Origin of the sequence: Bacillus sp. (in: firmicutes) (genome assembly GCA_017656295.1) — a bacterium.
GTDB lineage: Bacteria > Bacillota > Bacilli > Bacillales > JACDOC01 > JACDOC01.
Genome location: JACDOC010000015.1, coordinates 1 through 17,733 on the forward strand (window position 1 = coordinate 1; position 17,733 = coordinate 17,733).

The 17,733-nt window shown below is 38.3% G+C and carries 21 protein-coding genes; 16 read left to right on the forward strand and 5 right to left on the reverse strand.

Annotated features, from left to right (window positions below):
* Positions 1-206: 206 nt before the first annotated feature.
* On the reverse strand, positions 207-893 hold the full coding sequence (locus H0Z31_11510) for a Crp/Fnr family transcriptional regulator (protein ID MBO8178069.1): 687 nt from the start codon (positions 891-893) through the stop codon (positions 207-209).
* 46 nt (positions 894-939) lie between these two features.
* On the reverse strand, positions 940-1,752 hold the full coding sequence (locus tag H0Z31_11515; GenBank protein MBO8178070.1) for an undecaprenyl-diphosphate phosphatase: 813 nt from the start codon (positions 1,750-1,752) through the stop codon (positions 940-942).
* A 170-nt stretch (positions 1,753-1,922) separates the two neighbouring features.
* Between H0Z31_11515 and H0Z31_11520 the strand changes: the two genes are divergently transcribed.
* The gene (locus tag H0Z31_11520) at positions 1,923-2,102 is read left to right on the forward strand and encodes a YjzC family protein (GenBank protein ID MBO8178071.1); all 180 of its coding nucleotides are present in this window, start codon (positions 1,923-1,925) and stop codon (positions 2,100-2,102) included.
* Positions 2,103-2,140: 38 nt separating this feature from the next.
* Here H0Z31_11520 and H0Z31_11525 read toward each other — a convergent pair whose 3' ends face one another.
* Positions 2,141-2,323 (reverse strand): YjzD family protein, encoded by a 183-nt coding sequence (locus H0Z31_11525; protein MBO8178072.1) that lies wholly within the window; start codon positions 2,321-2,323, stop codon positions 2,141-2,143.
* 220 nt (positions 2,324-2,543) lie between these two features.
* On the opposite strand from H0Z31_11525, the gene H0Z31_11530 reads away from it, so the two are divergent.
* The 4 genes from H0Z31_11530 (at position 2,544) to H0Z31_11545 (ending at position 5,481) form a co-directional block, all read left to right on the forward strand.
* Positions 2,544-3,281, forward strand: coding sequence for a hydrolase (locus H0Z31_11530; GenBank protein ID MBO8178073.1), 738 nt, complete (start codon positions 2,544-2,546; stop codon positions 3,279-3,281).
* Positions 3,282-3,350: 69 nt separating this feature from the next.
* The gene (locus H0Z31_11535; protein MBO8178074.1) at positions 3,351-4,184 is read left to right on the forward strand and encodes a hypothetical protein; all 834 of its coding nucleotides are present in this window, start codon (positions 3,351-3,353) and stop codon (positions 4,182-4,184) included.
* A gap of 137 nt (positions 4,185-4,321) precedes the next feature.
* Positions 4,322-5,290: a BMP family ABC transporter substrate-binding protein gene (locus H0Z31_11540; GenBank protein MBO8178075.1), complete on the forward strand. Its 969-nt coding sequence runs from the start codon at positions 4,322-4,324 to the stop codon at positions 5,288-5,290.
* Positions 5,290-5,481 carry a competence protein ComG gene (locus tag H0Z31_11545; GenBank protein ID MBO8178076.1) on the forward strand — a complete coding sequence of 64 codons (192 nt, stop codon included), beginning with the start codon at positions 5,290-5,292 and terminating at the stop codon, positions 5,479-5,481. Before H0Z31_11540 ends, H0Z31_11545 begins: the two co-directional genes overlap by 1 nt.
* A 149-nt stretch (positions 5,482-5,630) precedes the next feature.
* Here the strand turns inward: H0Z31_11545 and H0Z31_11550 are convergent, their stop codons facing one another.
* Positions 5,631-5,768 carry a hypothetical protein gene (locus tag H0Z31_11550; protein MBO8178077.1) on the reverse strand — a complete coding sequence of 46 codons (138 nt, stop codon included), beginning with the start codon at positions 5,766-5,768 and terminating at the stop codon, positions 5,631-5,633.
* 65 nt (positions 5,769-5,833) lie between these two features.
* On the opposite strand from H0Z31_11550, the gene H0Z31_11555 reads away from it, so the two are divergent.
* On the forward strand, positions 5,834-6,901 hold the full coding sequence (locus H0Z31_11555; protein ID MBO8178078.1) for an FUSC family protein: 1,068 nt from the start codon (positions 5,834-5,836) through the stop codon (positions 6,899-6,901).
* A 47-nt stretch (positions 6,902-6,948) separates the two neighbouring features.
* On the opposite strand, the gene H0Z31_11560 is transcribed toward H0Z31_11555, so the two are convergent.
* Entirely contained in the window at positions 6,949-7,191 is a 243-nt protein-coding gene (locus tag H0Z31_11560) for a hypothetical protein (GenBank protein ID MBO8178079.1), read from the reverse strand.
* 203 nt (positions 7,192-7,394) lie between these two features.
* On the opposite strand from H0Z31_11560, the gene H0Z31_11565 reads away from it, so the two are divergent.
* The 10 genes from H0Z31_11565 to H0Z31_11610 all read left to right on the forward strand — a co-directional run bounded on the left by H0Z31_11565 (position 7,395) and on the right by H0Z31_11610 (position 17,644).
* Positions 7,395-8,327, forward strand: a complete 933-nt coding sequence (locus tag H0Z31_11565) for a ketoacyl-ACP synthase III (protein ID MBO8178080.1) — start codon at positions 7,395-7,397, stop codon at positions 8,325-8,327.
* Positions 8,328-8,380: 53 nt separating this feature from the next.
* The gene (fabF, locus tag H0Z31_11570) at positions 8,381-9,619 is read left to right on the forward strand and encodes a beta-ketoacyl-ACP synthase II (GenBank protein MBO8178081.1); all 1,239 of its coding nucleotides are present in this window, start codon (positions 8,381-8,383) and stop codon (positions 9,617-9,619) included.
* A 219-nt stretch (positions 9,620-9,838) separates the two neighbouring features.
* Entirely contained in the window at positions 9,839-10,630 is a 792-nt protein-coding gene (locus tag H0Z31_11575; GenBank protein MBO8178082.1) for a hypothetical protein, read from the forward strand.
* Between the two features lie 130 nt (positions 10,631-10,760).
* The gene (locus H0Z31_11580; GenBank protein MBO8178083.1) at positions 10,761-11,786 is read left to right on the forward strand and encodes an ABC transporter ATP-binding protein; all 1,026 of its coding nucleotides are present in this window, start codon (positions 10,761-10,763) and stop codon (positions 11,784-11,786) included.
* Positions 11,786-12,805, forward strand: a complete 1,020-nt coding sequence (locus H0Z31_11585; GenBank protein MBO8178084.1) for an ABC transporter ATP-binding protein — start codon at positions 11,786-11,788, stop codon at positions 12,803-12,805. The genes H0Z31_11580 and H0Z31_11585 overlap by 1 nt, the downstream gene beginning before the upstream one ends.
* A gap of 25 nt (positions 12,806-12,830) precedes the next feature.
* The gene (locus H0Z31_11590) at positions 12,831-14,558 is read left to right on the forward strand and encodes an oligopeptide ABC transporter substrate-binding protein (GenBank protein MBO8178085.1); all 1,728 of its coding nucleotides are present in this window, start codon (positions 12,831-12,833) and stop codon (positions 14,556-14,558) included.
* A gap of 33 nt (positions 14,559-14,591) precedes the next feature.
* On the forward strand, positions 14,592-15,557 hold the full coding sequence (locus H0Z31_11595) for an ABC transporter permease (protein ID MBO8178086.1): 966 nt from the start codon (positions 14,592-14,594) through the stop codon (positions 15,555-15,557).
* Between the two features lie 11 nt (positions 15,558-15,568).
* Positions 15,569-16,477, forward strand: a complete 909-nt coding sequence (locus H0Z31_11600; protein MBO8178087.1) for an ABC transporter permease — start codon at positions 15,569-15,571, stop codon at positions 16,475-16,477.
* 144 nt (positions 16,478-16,621) lie between these two features.
* Entirely contained in the window at positions 16,622-16,828 is a 207-nt protein-coding gene (locus H0Z31_11605; GenBank protein MBO8178088.1) for a hypothetical protein, read from the forward strand.
* Between the two features lie 63 nt (positions 16,829-16,891).
* On the forward strand, positions 16,892-17,644 hold the full coding sequence (locus H0Z31_11610; GenBank protein MBO8178089.1) for a YjbA family protein: 753 nt from the start codon (positions 16,892-16,894) through the stop codon (positions 17,642-17,644).
* Positions 17,645-17,733: the final 89 nt, after the last annotated feature.

The window sequence follows — 17,733 nt, forward strand, 5'->3', positions numbered from 1 at the left end:
GATGAGGTGAATCCAGCTTTGAATAGCCTGGTTTCCTGGTGCGAGAACCATGCGTGGAGAGGCTCCATGTCAAGCTAAATGAATAATAGACAATATACCATAAGAAAAAGGGAGCAATTACCTTTTAAGGATAATTACTCCCGGGGTTTTTTAAACTTCCACTTTTTTGGGGCTAGACCAGAACTCCGATAGGTTTTCTTATTTCGTTATTCCATTCGGCAAATATCAATTGGACAATTTTCGCAATCGATTTCGCGTTTTAAAAATTCGAGGTCATGGACAATGATATGGCCGTTTTTGATAGAAACAATGTTGTTCTTTTTTAAGTCACCTAACATTCGATTAATGACCTCACGGGATGTCCCACATAAATTCGCTACCTGTTGATTGGTTAACTTAACATCGATAAGCATTCCATCTTCTACTTCTTTTCCAAAACTGTTAACAAGTCGGATAAGCGTCGAGAAAAGGGCTCCTTTTTTACCGTGTAATATCAAGTCCCGAAACTTCGATTGTTGGCGTCTATTTTGCAGTTGTATCCATTTTAACCATTCAAGGGTAAAGGAAGGATCCGCTGCTAACGCTTCTTCGAATTCGGTTTTTGGTAAAACAAAGACTTCCCCATCTTCCAGCATTTTTCCGTTTAACGAGTAGGTTGTAGACGGACAAAATAATGTAAACTCACCGATAATGTCTCCTGATTGGCAGATTTGTAAGGACAATTCTTTCCCATCAGGGATGACTTTACTAATTTGAATTTTACCTGTATGGATATAAAATAACTCCTCTACCGGCATCCCTTCTTGAAAAAGATACTTCCCTTTCGCATATTTCCGACGAACATTTTTTTGATGAAACAATTGTTTTACTTTTTCAGTCACTTGCTCATACATGACTGATCACACGCCTTTTTAAAGATATATTACCATATTTATTCAACTATAAAAAGAGAAGAACAAGGGGGCCGACAATTAAACAATACACGGCAAAAATAATTAAGTTTCCTTTCGCCATCACGTTCATAAACCATTTTAAGGAAAAATAGCTGGCTACTAAAGAGCTAAAAAATGCAAGGACATATGGAACAAATAAGTCGTGTAAGTGTGGATCGTTGACTAAATCACTGATGCTTAATACCATTCCTCCTAAGCTAACCGGGATGTATAGAAGAAAGGAATAACGCAGCGCCGTTTCTTGTTTCATTCCCCGGGCCATCGCCGCCACAATCGTAGCACCTGAGCGACTAATTCCAGGAATTAAGGCAACGGCTTGGGCGAAACCGACAATAAGAGCATCTTTCAACGTTAAGTCGCCATCGTTTTTTCGTCCTCTTAAGTTACGAATGAGATAAAGTGCTATACCGGTAATAATTAACGATATTGCCACTGTTCGAATATTGGATAGATGCTCTTTAATCCAATCGTCCAATAAAATGCCTAATACACCGGCTGGGATCGTACCCACGATTAAATAAATAATAAAGCGAAAGTCCGTCTTGGCATGTTCGTTCTTCGTCGTTAAATACTCCCATCCGTTACTGATTAGCCGAATTAAGTCTTGGCGGTAAATGATTAGTACCGCTATTAACGAAGCGGAATTCACCAATAATTCAAAAGTGAAGTTTTCCATCGTAATACCGAAGATATGTTGTGCGAATTGTAAATGGCCGCTGGATGAAATTGGAATTGGTTCGGTAAACCCTTGAAAGGCGCCCAGTAATAAATATTTGATTAAGACGTACAGCTTTTCCATATCCATAAGGAATTTCCTCCATCATATGTTTGTACCATCTCATTTAACACTACACATTCCAGTTTTGTAAAGATACTTTTTATTACATATTTTTTTCATTTTTTCAACTTGTTTAATGAATGATGAACTTTTAAAAAATGGGCAAGATAATGGTAAGGAGGTGGTTGTGGATGGGTCAACGTCATCAATTTCGTCCTGGTGAAAAAGCCCCCAACAACGGAACGTATATTGAAATTGGAGAAACAGGAAGTAATGTAAAAAATCCGAAAAAAATTAAGCTCAAAGCGGGAGATGAATTTCCAGAAGCATCGAATCATAACCGCCACTGGACATATATGCGAAAACCTTAAACAAAAAGCGATTGTCTCATAACGACAATCGCTTTTTATTAATGCTTTTCTACAGGGTCGTTTGGTAGAATGGTTGGAACGACATAAATTAGTACAGTAGCAATCACGGCTAATAGGGCTCCAGTTTCAAAATGGTATTCAGCCCCCATCATAGAACTAACTACGTATGAAAGCATTTGTACTAATAAAAATGCCCAGAAAAACGTTGCTAAATAACGCACGATTTTTCACCTCAATTCTAAAAGTAAGCTATGTACGATACCGATTGAAATTGAAATACATATCTTTTTTCATATTACCATAGATAATTAAAATTTTAAATGATTATCCAAATAAAATGAAACCCCTTTCAGCATTGAAAATTAGGTCATTCTCCCATTCAATCTTTATTTTACTGTCATACGTTATTTAAGAGGACTCTGTCAAAGAGGGGATTTTCATATGGAACAACGATCATTTCAATTACAAGGACAATGGTGCAAGATTCATTATCCAGAGCGGCCAAACGGGTTTGCCGTTTTTATTCTTGGGGACGGGCACCATTTTGTTGAACAAAAGGATAGCTTTTGGACACAGCATTATGGCAGAGCGTACCTTCTTGAGGAGTTAAAACAAGAAGGTTACCTAGTTTTTTATTCTCATCTATTTGGAAAACATTGGGGAAGTAAGCGGGCAGTTGAATTTGCTGTTCAACTATATCATTACATTTGCCAAAAAGAAATCATTAATCATAAAATACACATTTTAAGTGAAGGAATGGGTGTTTTAGTCGCTAAACAATTAATGGAACGAATCCCCGGCCAAATAAGAAGCATGACGTTGTTACAGCCATGTTTGTCTTTAAAAAAATATATACGTCAAGAAAAGAAAAACAAAGTCTTTTATAAAAAATTAAAGCAAGAAATGGCTGCTGCTCATAAAGTACCGTTGGAACAATGTGAACAAATCATCAATGACGAGTCGTTGAATATTTTGATGAATACCAATATACCGCTTCAATTTATTCATATTTTAGATCATAGCCGCTATCAACCACAAATGGAATTGTCGAGAAGAATTAATATTGTCCGTAAACAAAAGGGGAAATCCATTGAAATTCAATATTTACTGCCAGAAAAAAGAGGAATGGTTGGACGAAAAATGATTCGGTTTTTTAAAAAAAATGAGAAGGTACTATAAGCCATTTGTTTTATCTGACCTTCTTCATGCATACGATACAAAGAGGACATTTGTCAGAGGAGGGTCATAATGAATCAGGCAGTAGTGATGGCAGCAGGGCAGTTCCTCGGATTTGAAATATGTAAAGCATTGTTAGAGGAAGGATATGAAGTTGTTGGATTGGATGATATTTGTGAAGAGAACCGGGGGTTAATTGAACAAAAATGGTTGGAAGTAGGGAGGAATGCTAATTTTTCAGCTGGAACAATGGACGAAAGGGAAGTGTGCCTCACGAAGCCAACCTTTATTTTTTTACCGATTTTTGACTATTATTTTCACCATGACGTTTATTTTCAACGGTTACAACAAATCCAACACAACGTGTCCCAATGGTCATTACCACCAAAAAATGAGTTCATTTTTATCCTCCCTACTCAAATGTTATATGAGCGTAATGAACGAGTAGAAGACGTAAAAGAAGTTTTACAGAAAATGAAAACGTGGATGGAAGAAAAGAGATATAAGATAACTGATTATTACGTGCCGACGGTTTATGGACCCTATCAACCGGAAGTTTTTCTATTTCATCAACTTTTGAAGAAAAATTTACATTCTGAACCATCGAATATTGAATTTATGGATGATCCATCCGATGCGATTTATGTGCAGGATGCAGCCGTTTCCATCATTCAACACGTATTATCGGGGAAAAAGGAGGAGAAAGGTCCATTTCTTCTTTCGAGCGGTGAAAAAAATCGCTGGAAAAACATTATCCATAAAATCACGTCCTATACGAATCAATATTTGCTCAAAGAAGAGAGGAAATATCCACTTACAGTAAAACAAATACCTATATCTCAACAAACCCCTTTAGAAGAAGGTTTGGAGCGACAGGCTGTTTGTATACAAAACTATCTGAAGTGACAGGAATACAAATGCCTCTTTTCATGTTATCGATTCAAGGGTAGAATAAAAGAGATTGAGAATCCTAGGGAAATATACGAAATTTTGGCTGTAACATCCCCTTTTACCTGTAGCAATGGAAAAAGGAGTTGCTATATATGATGAAAAAAATAATCGGAATTGCACTTACGCTCCTCCTTCTTACGGCTTGTTCCTCGATACAAGATCAATCTAACTTAACAAAAGCAGGATTACTCGTACCTGATACGATCAGTGATCAAGTGTGGGGAACAAAAGGGTATAAAGGAATGTTAAAAATTCAATCGAAATATAATGTTGATGTATTTTATAAAGAAGGAATGAATTCCAAAGCTTTAGTGGAACAAGCGGTCAAAGAATTTGACCAAAAAGGGGTTAATCTCATTTTTGGTCATGGAAGCGAGTATGCAGAATATTTTAACGAAATAGCTAATGAATATAAACATATCCATTTTGTCAGCTTTAACGGTAATGCGACTGCTTCAAATACGACGAGCCTTCAATTTAAAGGCTTCGCTATGGGGTATTTTGGTGGAATGACCGCCAGTCACATGTCCAAAACGAAAAAAGTGGCCGTTTTAGCGGCATTTGAATGGCAACCAGAAGTCAAAGGTTTTATTGAAGGGGTACAGTTCCAAAATAGCGATACCGAAGTTATTGTCACTTACACGCATAATTGGGATGATGTTGGTATCGCACTTGAAGCATTAGAGGAAATGATTGCAAAAGGCGTAGACGTCGTCTATCCCGCAGGTGATGGCTTTAATGTTCCCGTCATTGAAAAGCTAAAAGAACAGGGGTTATATGCCATTGGTTATGTGTCCGACCAATCGGACTTAGGAGAAACGACTGTGCTAACTAGTACGGTACAACATATTGATAAATTATATGAATTAGTCGCTGAGAAGTTTATACAAGGGGCATTAGAGCCAGGCAATTTACAATTTGATTTTCAAGATGGAGTTATTTCCATGGGGAAATTCAGTCCGTTAGTTGACAATGAATTCAAAGAGCAATTAAATAAATATATCGACCAATATATAAAAACTGGGCAATTACCGGATGAACAACCTATGGAGGGATCGTAATGTCACCAGACAAATCAATGGAATTTATGCAAATTGCGATGAAATATTTACCAGAAGCGAAAGAGAAGTTGGATGAAACAGGGATTGAGTTAACAATGGAAATGCTTCAACCGTTTATGGAGTTATTTATGAAAGTGATGAATGAAGCATATGAACTTGGTCGTAAAGATGCTTTACATGAAGAACAGTAAGCTTGTCGTATATCGGCAAGCTTTTTTAGTGGATATTTAAAATAAAGGTTCTACCCTAAAATAACTGTTGATAACTTTTGCTGTTATTTTATTCATCGATGTGCCAATGGCAATTGGCATGAATGTCAGTTAAACGATACTGTTGATATTCATACATTACGCTTGTGGCGGACGCTTTCCGCGGGCAAGCCGCTTCCCTCGCTACGCTCAAGTAAGGGTCTTGCGGCTTCTTGTTCCCGCTGGAGTCGCCGCCGTGTAAATAACTTGCTAAAAATCAACAATGACATATAACATAGCCTAAATAAAAAAATCCATTCTGTAAATAAGAATTGTTTAGACCGAGGCGATGATCATGGCACTCATTCAAAAACTGAAGCATTTTATCGGAGGAAGAATTATAAAAACGGCCCTATCCGTGTTTTTAACGGCACTCATTTGTAATTGGCTACATATTCCTGCGATATTTGCGATTATTACGGCTATCGTCACCATTGAGCCGACCGCGTCGGATTCTATTCAAAAAGGAATCATTCGCTTTTTTGCTTCTGCCATTGGGGCAGGATATGCCATCCTTTTTTTAACGTGGTTTGGCCATACTCCATTCACCTATGCGTTTGTAACGGCGGCAACCATTATGACATGTCATAAATTACGTTTAGAAGCCGGGATGCTTGTGGCAACTTTAACGGCCGTGGCGATGGCCTCATTAATGGAGCAATTAACTATCACGTCATTTTTCATTCGCTTATCGACAACTACGATAGGAATTGTCATCTCAACCATTGTCAATTTATTGATCTTACCGCCTAAGTATTCTACATTTATCACCAATAACATTCACCAATTATACAAACGGACCGCTAACGTACTGGAGCAACGTCTATTAGAAATTGTGCATCAAAGACCACAACAAAAAGATACAAAATTAAAATACCAACTGATAATTCGTCAAATAGAGAAAACGGAGCAACTTTGTCATTATCAAAAACAAGAATGGAAATTTCATCGTTATTCGAAACAAGAAATGCGAAAGTATCATTACGAACATAAAAAGTTAGCCGTTTTACAACAGATGCTTTATCATTTAGCCAATTTAGTTTATTTACCTTTTTCAAAAATTTTCTGGGATGAAAAGGAAAAAAAACATTTATTAAATATCGTCGAAGCGCTTGTAGATGGATTAAATAATTGCTCTTATTCGTTTGGAGAACGTCAAAAACAATTAGCGCGAGAGTTATTCGATGATTTTAAAGACGACTTATATAATTTGAAAACACATTCTCCGGATACATATGAACATATTTTTTCGCCGAAGTCGATTGTCATATATGAAATCTTATCCATTTATGATTTAGTCGAAGAATTACATCATATTCACCTTCAAGAAGAAAAGCATCAAAATCTCGTCGTTTACCAATAAAAAACCAGTTTGCATCAAGCGAACTGGTTTTTCTCATTAACATCTGGTTAATTGTCATTATTAAAAAAATTTTGGAAATGAGGCGTAATCTTTTTCAGCAATGGCTTGATGGAAGAAGCAACTTTCATTACTTCATCAAGACTATTGAACAGTTGGTCAATATCTACCTCGTTTAATATATTTTCAAACGTATGCACTGTATCCTCTGTTTTTTGTTCTATTTTTTGTTTCTTACCAAACATCAATTCATCAAACCGTAGAAACGGGTGTTGATTGTTCTCTTGATCCATCGTATCACCTCACAAACAGAAGTTCGGACCTACTGTAACATATGCATATTCCTTAATTTCGACTAGACTTGAACACAAAATTGAGTGAAATACATTGCCAGATTGCTTATTTTCCGATAAAATTAGTACCAAGTCATAATAATTGATATCAAAAATAAACTGATGATAGATGAGTTTAAAAAAAGAAAGAAGGGGAAACTTGAATGAACGCTGGAATTATCGGAATTGGCAAGTATGTACCTGAAAAGGTGTTAACAAACCATGATTTGGAAAAAATAATGGACACGTCAGATGAATGGATTCGGACACGAACAGGGATTGAGGAGCGTCGGATTGCCGATGATTCGATGGATACTTCTGATTTAGGGTTTGAAGCGGCAAAAAAAGCAATTGAGAATGCAGGCATTTCTCCAGAGGAGATCGACTTAATTTTAGTAGCCACGGTTACCCCAGACCAACCGTTTCCAACCGTAGCTTGTATGTTACAAGAGCGGTTAGGAGCGAAAAAAGCAGCAGCGATGGATATAAGTGCAGCATGTTCTGGATTTATGTACGGTGTGGCTACAGCGAAACAATTTATCGAATCAGGTGCCTATAAATATGTGTTAATTGTGGGTGTAGAAAAATTGTCAAAAATCTTGAACTGGAAAGACCGGAATACCGCTGTACTGTTCGGGGATGGAGCTGGAGCAGCTGTCATGGGTCCTGTATCAGAAGGTCGTGGCGTTCTTGCGTTTGAACTTGGGGCAGATGGAACAGGGGGAAAACATTTGTACCAAGACGAATATGTAATTATGAACGGTCGTGAAGTATTTAAATTTGCTGTTCGACAAATGGGTGAATCTTGTATGAACGTCTTAGAAAAAGCGGGATTAACGAAAGAAGACGTTGATTTTCTTATTCCACATCAAGCAAACATTCGGATTATGGAATCTGCACGACTTCGTTTAGATTTACCGGAAGAAAAAATGTCGAAAACGATTCACAAATATGGAAATACATCAGCAGCCTCTATTCCAATTTCTCTTGTTGAAGAGGTGGAAGCTGGTAAAATAAAAGATGACGATATTGTCGTTATGGTAGGCTTTGGTGGAGGATTAACGTGGGGTTCCATCGTTATGAGATGGGGAAGATAATAATTTCATTTACTATATTAGTCTTCATAAGAAATAAAAAGGAGATGAAGATTATGCAAAAAAGACGAGTCGTTGTAACAGGACTTGGAACAGTTTCACCACTTGGGGTGGATGTGAAAACGACATGGGAAAATATTATTAATGGAGTTTCTGGAATTGGTCCGCTTACAAGGGTCAATGCAGATGATTTTCCGGCAAAAGTAGCAGCAGAAATCACTGATTTTAATCCAGAAAATTTTATGGATAAAAAAGATGCCCGTAAAATGGACCGCTTTACGCAATATGCGGTAGCTGCATCGATGATGGCCGTGAAAGATGCCAACTTAACAATCGATGATTCCAACGCCCATCGGGTAGGAGTTTGGATCGGTTCTGGTATTGGGGGAATGGAAACGTTCGAACAACAATTCGAAATGTTCCAAAAGCGAGGTTACCGCCGAGTAAGTCCATTCTTTGTTCCGATGATGATTCCTGATATGGCATCCGGACAAGTATCCATTATGTTAGGAGCTAAAGGCATTAACTCTTGTACCGTCACTGCATGTGCAACTGGTACAAACTCTATTGGTGATGCTTTTAAAGCGATTCAACGTGGCGATGCGGACGTTATGATTACCGGTGGAACAGAAGCGCCGATTACGAAAATGTCTGTTGCTGGATTTAGTGCAAACACGGCTCTTACTACAAACCCTGATCCAAAAACAGCTAGTCGTCCGTTTGACAAAAATCGTGACGGATTTGTTATGGGAGAAGGAGCTGGCGTGATTGTACTGGAAGAATTAGAACATGCGTTAAAACGTGGGGCCAACATTTACGCAGAAATCGTCGGCTACGGTGCAACAGGAGACGCTTACCACATTACGGCTCCAGCACCAGGTGGTGAAGGTGGCGCGCGCGCGATGAAGCTTGCTCTTGAAGATGGTGGATTACAACCAGAAGATATTGATTACATTAACGCCCACGGTACAAGTACACCATACAATGACAAATATGAAACAATGGCGATTAAAGAAGTGTTTGGCGATCATGCTTATAAATTAGCGGTGAGCTCTACAAAATCCATGACAGGGCATTTACTTGGAGCGGCTGGTGGTGTAGAGGCGATCTTTACTATACTAGCCATTAAAGAAAATATTTTACCGCCAACAATTAATTATGAAACACCAGACCCAGACTGTGACCTAGACTACGTGCCAAATAAAGCTCGTAAAAAAGAAATCAAAGCGGCAATAAGTAACTCACTTGGATTCGGTGGACATAACGCAACGATTGCGTTCAAAAAATATGAATAAGAGATCGTTTGATGAAAGGTGACTCAACAAATAGAAATTGAGTCACCTTTTTTATGTAAGTGATAGTATTTCTAGATACCATGTAGTATTATGGATCCTTTCCTTCTGTATTGCGACATCCATTTTTGGTTTTTCAAAAGCACATTTACTTCTTTTTGTTTCCCACTTTCTTTCGCTTCCTCATATGATGAAAAAGGAAAATTAGATGAGGTGACAACCGTGGGAGTGATTAACACTAAAAAGTGGCTCGACAAATATTTTGACGATCCAATCAAGATTTGTTCTGCCTTCGATCAAGAGAGGTCAAAAGAAGTCTATAAATATTTACAGCTCTTCGGAATGTATCAACCTTCCTCATTAAATCGAGGCATATACAAAGAGTTAGTAGAAGCAAAAGCATGGCAAAAGATTCTTCAACTTTTTAAAAAGTATCAGAAAAAATGGAAAGGGCCCAATCCATCTATTTACATTTTTCCGATCGATGGAAGGAACGGTAAACTATTAAAAACGACCGGAGGAAAATCGGGAGTAACTTTCAAAGATAAAATATTTTTATTTTTATCAAAGCCAAAAAAAGAGAAAGATTGGGAAGCGTTATTTGTCCATGAGTATCACCATTGTACCCGGATGAATCAACTAAATAAAAAAGAAGACGACTATAACCTGCTAGATTCCCTTGTTTTTGAAGGATTAGCAGAGCATGCCGTTCTTGAATATTGTGGAGAAAAATATTTAGCATCTTGGTGCAACCGCTACAAAGAGAACATATTAAAAATTTATTGGGATCGTAAAATTAAACATTATTTAGACCTCCCAATGAGTGATTCTGTTCATGATGATATAATGTACGGAAGGAAATTTTATCCTGAAATGTTAGGATACGCATTAGGGTTTCAAATCATCTCCCACTTTAAGAAAAAGGGAACTTTTTCGATTACCCAAAGCTTTTCAATGGATTCAACGGAATTTTTAAAAGATGATTTTTTTAAAGAACAAAAGCCCAAAAAATAGGGCTTTTTTAATTTTATTTATTTCAGAATTAAAACAAAATACAAAAAAATCTTGAAATTGAAATAATTTTGTAATACTATTTTATAAAAAATAACAAATATCCTAAAAATAGTTAATTTGGGGTGGCCAAATGATTGAGAAAAAACGGGTTTACGAACAGCAACCACTACTTGAAGTAAAAAATTTAGAAACAGCCTTTGACATTGATGGTGAAGAATATAACGCCGTTGATAACGTCTCGTTTAAAGTCGAACGCCGTAAGATTATCGGCGTTGTTGGAGAATCGGGATGTGGGAAAAGTGTCATGTCCTTATCCATTATGAAGTTACTCCCGAAAGGAATTGGTCGAGTTAAAAACGGTGAAATTTGGTTTGAAGGAACCAATTTAGCGAATTTATCTGATCGGGAGATGAATAAAATTCGAGGAAAAGATATTTCAATGATTTTCCAAGAACCAATGACCTCTTTGAACCCAGTATTTACAATTGGCTTCCAATTAGAAGAAGTTTTTTTTAACCATTTTAAAATCTCCAAAAAAGAAGCACGTATGAAAAGTATTTCTCTCTTAAAAAATGTCGGAATTTCTAGACCTGAAAAAATTGTGGACGAGTATCCACACCAATTATCCGGTGGTATGCGGCAACGGGTCATGATTGCCATGGCCATTGCCTGTCAACCCAAGCTACTTATCGCGGACGAACCAACAACGGCTCTTGACGTAACGGTGCAAGCACAAATTCTTGAGCTGTTAAAAGAAATTCAACAAATGAACAATATGTCCATTATTTTAATTACTCACGATTTAGGCGTCGTTGCCGAAATGTGCGACGAAGTACTTGTCATGTATGCCGGAAAAATCGTGGAAAGAACGGATGTCGATTCGTTGTTCTATAACCCGAAACATCCGTATACGCAATTGTTGATGGGGGCCATTCCGCGAATGGACGAAGAAGTCGATCGTTTAAGCTCAATTAAAGGAATTGTTCCTTCATTGAAAAATATGCCGAAAGTAGGGTGTCGCTTTGCTAATCGTTGTCCGCATGCGATGCCAGAATGTGCGGCCGTCACGCCATTGTTAAATGAAAACGAAACAGGGCATGAAGTAGCGTGCTTACTGTATGAAACGAGTAAGCCGAAAGAAGGGATGAACGCTTAATGACAGTGACAAAATCAATTCGCTTAAACCTAGAAAACAAACAAGCAACGAATCTATCAGAAATCTTGTTAGAAGTGAAAAATCTAAAAACGTATTATCCGATTAAAGGTGGTTTTTTTCGCCGTACGATAGGGGTCGTCAAAGCGGTCGACGATGTATCTTTTGAAATCAAACGCGGGGAAACCCTCGGGTTAGTTGGAGAATCTGGTTGTGGAAAATCAACTACCGGTCGGACGATTTTACGATTGCTTGAACCAACGAACGGACAAATCCTTTTTGATGGGAAGGATATTACATACCTTCGTGGTCGCGAGTTACGCGAGGCACGCCGCGATTTTCAAATGGTGTTCCAAGACCCATACGCCTCACTTAATCCGATGCAAATGGTGGGGGACATCGTTTCCGAACCAATTCAAAACTATACAAAGAAATCAAGAAAACAAATAATGGACGAAGTAATGGATTTGCTGGAACGGGTAGGACTGCCAGAAGATGCATATTACAAATATGCGCACGAATTTTCTGGAGGACAGCGCCAACGAATCGGCATTGCCCGTGCCTTAGCCTTACGTCCAAAACTCATCGTGGCGGATGAACCTGTTTCGGCACTTGATGTGTCCGTTCAGTCACAAGTGTTAAATCTATTAAAAGAGCTGCAACAAGATTTCGATCTTACTTATTTATTTATTGCCCACGACTTAAGTGTGGTTAAACATATGAGCGACCGTATTGGGGTCATGTATTTGGGAAATCTTGTCGAAATTGCTGATAAAAAAAGCATTTATCAAGAACCGTTACATCCGTATACACAAGCGCTTATTTCAGCAATTCCAGAACCCGATCCACGAAAGAAAAAAGAACGAATCGTGCTTCAAGGAGATGTTCCAAGTCCGGTGAATCCTCCTTCAGGCTGTCCGTTTCATACGAGATGTCCGGTAGCCAAAGAGGAGTGTTCTATACAAAAGCCTTCTTTAAAGGAGGTGAAACCAGGTCACAAAGTAGCTTGCCTTCTTTATTAAATGAAAACTAAATGGGGGGAAGAAAATGAAAAGTAAAAAATCGATCTTTTGGCTAACGTCCATTATGCTGGCGTTATCCATGTTTTTAGCTGCATGTAGTGGCGGGGAATCGACGAGCAAACCGACAGAAGATAACAATTCATCTGATGAAAATAACACAGCAAATGAAGGTCCAGTAGATGGCGGAACATTAGTGTACGCGATGGAATCAGAATTTAAAGGGCTGTTAAACTTTAACTTCTATGACAGTCAATCCGATTGGGAGATTATTGCATTCTTTGATGAAGGATTAATTGATTATGATGAAAACTTAAAACCACAGCCAAATATTGCCTCATGGGAAACAGATGATAATAAAGTGTTTACATTTACTTTTGAAAAAGGGGTTAAATGGCATAACGGGGAAGAATTAACGGTTCATGACTGGGTATTCGCCCTTGAAACGATTGCGACACTTGGACCTGAGCACCACCGTTGGTCGAACGTCAATACAATTGAAGGCGCGAAAGACTTCCATGAAGGAAAAGCGGACAGCATTTCCGGTATTGAAGTCATCGATGATTACACGGTTAAAATTACGTTTGATAAAGCACGTGTTAACAACTTAGAAAACTTATGGACATATCCACTTTCTCGTAAAGAGTTTGAAGGAATTGCCCCAGAAGATATGGCCGCTTCTGACCAAGTTCGCCTAAATCCTGTTGGGCTTGGACCATTTAAAGTAAACAAAGTCATTCCTGGTGAGTCTGTTGAGCTCGTTCGATTTGATGATTATTGGAAAGGAAAGCCGCATATTGAGCGTATCGTTGTAAAAGTCATTGACGGCTCTCTCATTGTCGGTGAATTACAAAACGGCGGAGTAGACTTTACTGCATTCCACCCAACATTGTTACCTGAAATTGAAAAAATCAATAACGTTCGTGTTGAAAAAGTACCTGGTCTCTCCTACTATTATATTGGTTTTAAGCTGGGAGAATTTGACGGTAAGAAAAACGTGATGAACAAAGACAAATATGCGAACAAAAAATTGCGTCAAGCGATGCTTTATGCAATCGACCGTGAAGCTTGGGTAGAAGCCTTCTTTAGTGGATTAGGATCTCCTGTTAACCGACCAGTACCTTCAGCGCACTGGATCGCAGCGGACCATAGCGAACTGCCAAACAATTATACGTACGATCCAGAAAAAGCGAAACAATTGTTAGACGAAGCCGGTTATAAAGACGTGGATGGTGATGGCTTCCGCGAAGATCCGAACGGTAATGAATTTGTTGTGAAATTCTCTCACTACGCAACGGGTAATCCAACGTATGAAGCACGTGCCAAAGCTCTAACACAATATTGGGAAGATGTCGGCTTAAAGGCTGAATTAACGATGACAGACGTCAACCTTTACTATGATCAGTTAGAAAACGACGACCCATCTATGGAAGTATTCTACGGTGGTTGGGGAACTGGTGCTGATCCAGATCCATATCCGTTATGGGGTATTGAGTCTGTCTGGAACTATCCTCGTTGGGTAAACGAAGAAGCTGAACAACTTCTATTAGATGCCACTGACATTGAAGTAGTCGGTACAGATACAGAAAAACGGAAACAGTTATACGTAGAATGGCAAAAAATCTTTAACGAAGAAGTTCCAGCATTACCTATCATGGAGCTTTATGACGTATATGCTGTAAGCAGTAAATTGAAAGGTATTACGTTTGACGTTTCTGGTTTCAACTCTCCACACGAGTGGTGGCTAGAACAATAAGTCATACCCTTTTACTAGATAAGGAGAATGCATATGCTGAAATACACCATTCGTCGACTACTTGGGATGATTCCGATGCTTTTCCTTATCTCCATTGTAGTGTTTACCCTGGCAAAATTAATGCCAGGGGATTCACTCAGTGGAGAAATTGATCCGTCCAATACGGATCCGGAGTATATTGAAACGATGCGCGAAAAGCTCGGGTATAATGACCCAATTCACGAACAATATTTCCGTTGGATTACGAATTTCTTTCAAGGAGATTTCGGAAAATCGACTAGATATAAAATTCCAGCAAGTGAAATCATTATGGAACGATTGCCGAATACGATTTTGCTCGGATTCACCTCATTAGTCATTACGTATATTTTAGCTTTTGCCATGGGAATCTACGCCGGAAGAAAACCGTACACCATTGGTGACCATTTAATCGGTGGAGCGAACTATTTGGGACTTGCTCTTCCATCGTTTGTTGCTGGGGTGTTCGCCATTTATTTTTTCTCCTTTAAATTAGGATGGTTTCCTTCTAACGGTTCCGTAGATATTAGCTTAGAAGAAGGGACATTGGCATATTGGATTAGTCGCTTTCATCACGTCTTTTTACCAGCACTTGTCTTAGGAGCGCTCAGTACTGCAAGTTATACGCAATTTTTACGAAATGACATTATTGAAAATAGCCGGAAGGATTTCGTACGTACCGCTCGAGCGAAAGGGACTCCAGAATCAAAGATTTATAACCAGCATATTTTACGAAATTCTATTATTCCAATTGTAACGTTTTTAGGATTTGATATTGTTACATTAGTGAGTGGGGCAATTATTACAGAAACAATTTTTACTTACCCAGGCATTGGACAACTCTTTTTAAATTCGGTGACGAATAAAGATTATCCGGTATTAATGGCTCTCACGTTAATGTTCTCGTTTCTTACATTGATTGGTAATTTGGTAGCGGATTTACTATACGGAATTGTTGATCCGAGAATTCGGGTAGAGTAGGAGGAATGGCGATGGAAGTAGTTACTCAAAAATCAACAAGAACGAATTTAAAACCAAGGAAGAGTATGTCTCCATGGGCCATTGCTCGTCGCAAATTTGTCCGCAATAAACTGGCGATGGTTAGTTTATGTTTCCTAATGTTTATAGCGATCATTTCGTTTTTAGCTCCACATATTACCACACAAGATATTACGAGGGTCAACATTAGTCAAATGTCATTAGAACCTTCCTCTGATCATTGGTTAGGGACCGATAAAAGTGGAAGGGATGTCTTTACAAGGCTGTTGTATGGGGGACGTATTTCACTCTTTGTAGGTATCTCTTGTACCCTAATCGTAATTTTCATAGGTACCGTCATTGGGGCTATTGCTGGGTATTTTGGTGGCTTTGTAGATGGTATTCTTATGCGCTTCACTGATTTTATATTAAATTTCCCAGTTTTAGTTTTTGTAATTGTTTTAAACACGATTTTTTTCGGTAAAGCGAATGGGGTATGGGTATTAATTGTCGTCATTGGAGTTCTCTATTGGGGTGGTATAGCACGTGTTGTCCGAAGTAAAGTGTTAGCTGAAAAAGAGAACGAATACGTATTGGCTGCTGTATCTATCGGAAGTTCTCCAGCTAAGGTAATTATCAAACACTTATTACCTAACGTGTTATCAACAATTATTGTTCAAGCAACGCTTACATTTGCTACTATGATTATTATTGAGTCTGCGTTAAGCTACTTAGGCTTCGGCGTTCCTCAAGAAGTTCCAAGCTGGGGGAATATGTTATCCTTTGCGAATGAACCAGACGTTTTACAATCGAAACCTTGGATGTGGATGCCGCCTGCGTTAGCGATTATCCTTACGATACTTTCTATTAACTTTATCGGTGAAGGAATTAAAGACGCGCTAAATCCAAAATCTCGAAGATAAATCTACCATATTTAATTATGGTAGATTTTTTGCATGTTCACACAACTTCTTTCATATACATACAATAAATGGACAAGTTTGCAAAGGTGTAAAAAAATTCATTAACAATGGAGGAAACTACAACCATTGAGGGTGGAAAATAAAATGTTTCGTATTTTTTTCGTATTAACTGGGTTTGGGTTGGCGGTTTCGGGTGGTGTCACGACGATTATGTATTTAAATTTGTTGACAACCGGGTATACGTTTTTTGAATATGTTTCATTTATTTTCACCCGTGTGGAATGTTATTTACTCTTCATCGGGATGATGATGGTTTCTTTCGCTATTTATGCACCTCGTCGAAAAGAATAGGAATAATTTTACTTTATCCTGCCCATACTGATGGACAAACAGTGTTGAAGCGAGGGGTCAAGCATGCTGTATTTACATGACGTATGGGTCAATTGGTTTGAAGGTGAAGAAAACGGGTATAATGTTTGTCACTTTCATGAGTGGAGAAAAGATGACGTCATTGATTTATTGGACCAAGTTCCCATCATCAAAGTTGAAAGTGTTTTATTTCACTACATAGAAAATGATTTGTCCGAACTTCCGAAGCAATTGTTAAATGATGTGTACCAAAAAGCCTATTTACGGAAAAATCATGAGCGCGTACAACTTGACTATTGCTTCATTGTATCTGATGGAAAAGGGATATTAGCTGTAGATACGATTGGCTATCATATTCCGATTCGAAAAAGCCGCTTAATTCCAAGACAAGAACAACTTGTTTATGAAATGATTGAACAGCTAGAACCGGTCGTTTATGAATTTGATTCGTACCAAACGAAGAAAGAGTATCATATGTTGTCACCACACCCACAATTAATGTACGGATTAACAAGGAAGGAACGCCAGTTAAAACAGTTATTATTTATGGCGTTAGATCAACTCTTTTCTTCCCAAAATACGGCCGAAATTCGCTACTGGTATACCGAGTGGGCACCGGAAAAGTATAGAGAAGTGCAGCAGCTCGATTTTTTTCAAGTGTGGAATCGTCTCTACGAAGAGACGAAAATCGGTTGGACAGATCAACATATAAACCTTTGTGAAAAACTAATAAAAGGGCAACCGTTTTTTGAACGGTTATGGGAAGCTGAAAACGGATCGAAAGTAAATGAACCATAAGATGTTTAAAGAGTAGGAGGTGATTACATCACTCTCCTTTTTTATTTGGTTCTACCCTGAAATAACTGTGGATAACTTTTGCTGTTATT

Coding starts and splice junctions, on each gene's coding strand:
- H0Z31_11510 (MBO8178069.1), bottom strand. CDS start 893: ATGTATGAGCAAGTGACTGAAAAAGTAAAACAATTGTTTCATCAAAAA.
- H0Z31_11515 (MBO8178070.1), bottom strand. CDS start 1,752: ATGGAAAAGCTGTACGTCTTAATCAAATATTTATTACTGGGCGCCTTT.
- H0Z31_11520 (MBO8178071.1), top strand. CDS start 1,923: ATGGGTCAACGTCATCAATTTCGTCCTGGTGAAAAAGCCCCCAACAAC.
- H0Z31_11530 (MBO8178073.1), top strand. CDS start 2,544: ATGGAACAACGATCATTTCAATTACAAGGACAATGGTGCAAGATTCAT.
- H0Z31_11535 (MBO8178074.1), top strand. CDS start 3,351: ATGAATCAGGCAGTAGTGATGGCAGCAGGGCAGTTCCTCGGATTTGAA.
- H0Z31_11540 (MBO8178075.1), top strand. CDS start 4,322: ATGATGAAAAAAATAATCGGAATTGCACTTACGCTCCTCCTTCTTACG.
- H0Z31_11545 (MBO8178076.1), top strand. CDS start 5,290: ATGTCACCAGACAAATCAATGGAATTTATGCAAATTGCGATGAAATAT.
- H0Z31_11550 (MBO8178077.1), bottom strand. CDS start 5,768: ATGTCATTGTTGATTTTTAGCAAGTTATTTACACGGCGGCGACTCCAG.
- H0Z31_11555 (MBO8178078.1), top strand. CDS start 5,834: ATGGCACTCATTCAAAAACTGAAGCATTTTATCGGAGGAAGAATTATA.
- H0Z31_11560 (MBO8178079.1), bottom strand. CDS start 7,191: ATGGATCAAGAGAACAATCAACACCCGTTTCTACGGTTTGATGAATTG.
- H0Z31_11565 (MBO8178080.1), top strand. CDS start 7,395: ATGAACGCTGGAATTATCGGAATTGGCAAGTATGTACCTGAAAAGGTG.
- fabF (MBO8178081.1), top strand. CDS start 8,381: ATGCAAAAAAGACGAGTCGTTGTAACAGGACTTGGAACAGTTTCACCA.
- H0Z31_11580 (MBO8178083.1), top strand. CDS start 10,761: ATGATTGAGAAAAAACGGGTTTACGAACAGCAACCACTACTTGAAGTA.
- H0Z31_11585 (MBO8178084.1), top strand. CDS start 11,786: ATGACAGTGACAAAATCAATTCGCTTAAACCTAGAAAACAAACAAGCA.
- H0Z31_11590 (MBO8178085.1), top strand. CDS start 12,831: ATGAAAAGTAAAAAATCGATCTTTTGGCTAACGTCCATTATGCTGGCG.
- H0Z31_11595 (MBO8178086.1), top strand. CDS start 14,592: ATGCTGAAATACACCATTCGTCGACTACTTGGGATGATTCCGATGCTT.
- H0Z31_11600 (MBO8178087.1), top strand. CDS start 15,569: ATGGAAGTAGTTACTCAAAAATCAACAAGAACGAATTTAAAACCAAGG.
- H0Z31_11605 (MBO8178088.1), top strand. CDS start 16,622: ATGTTTCGTATTTTTTTCGTATTAACTGGGTTTGGGTTGGCGGTTTCG.
- H0Z31_11610 (MBO8178089.1), top strand. CDS start 16,892: ATGCTGTATTTACATGACGTATGGGTCAATTGGTTTGAAGGTGAAGAA.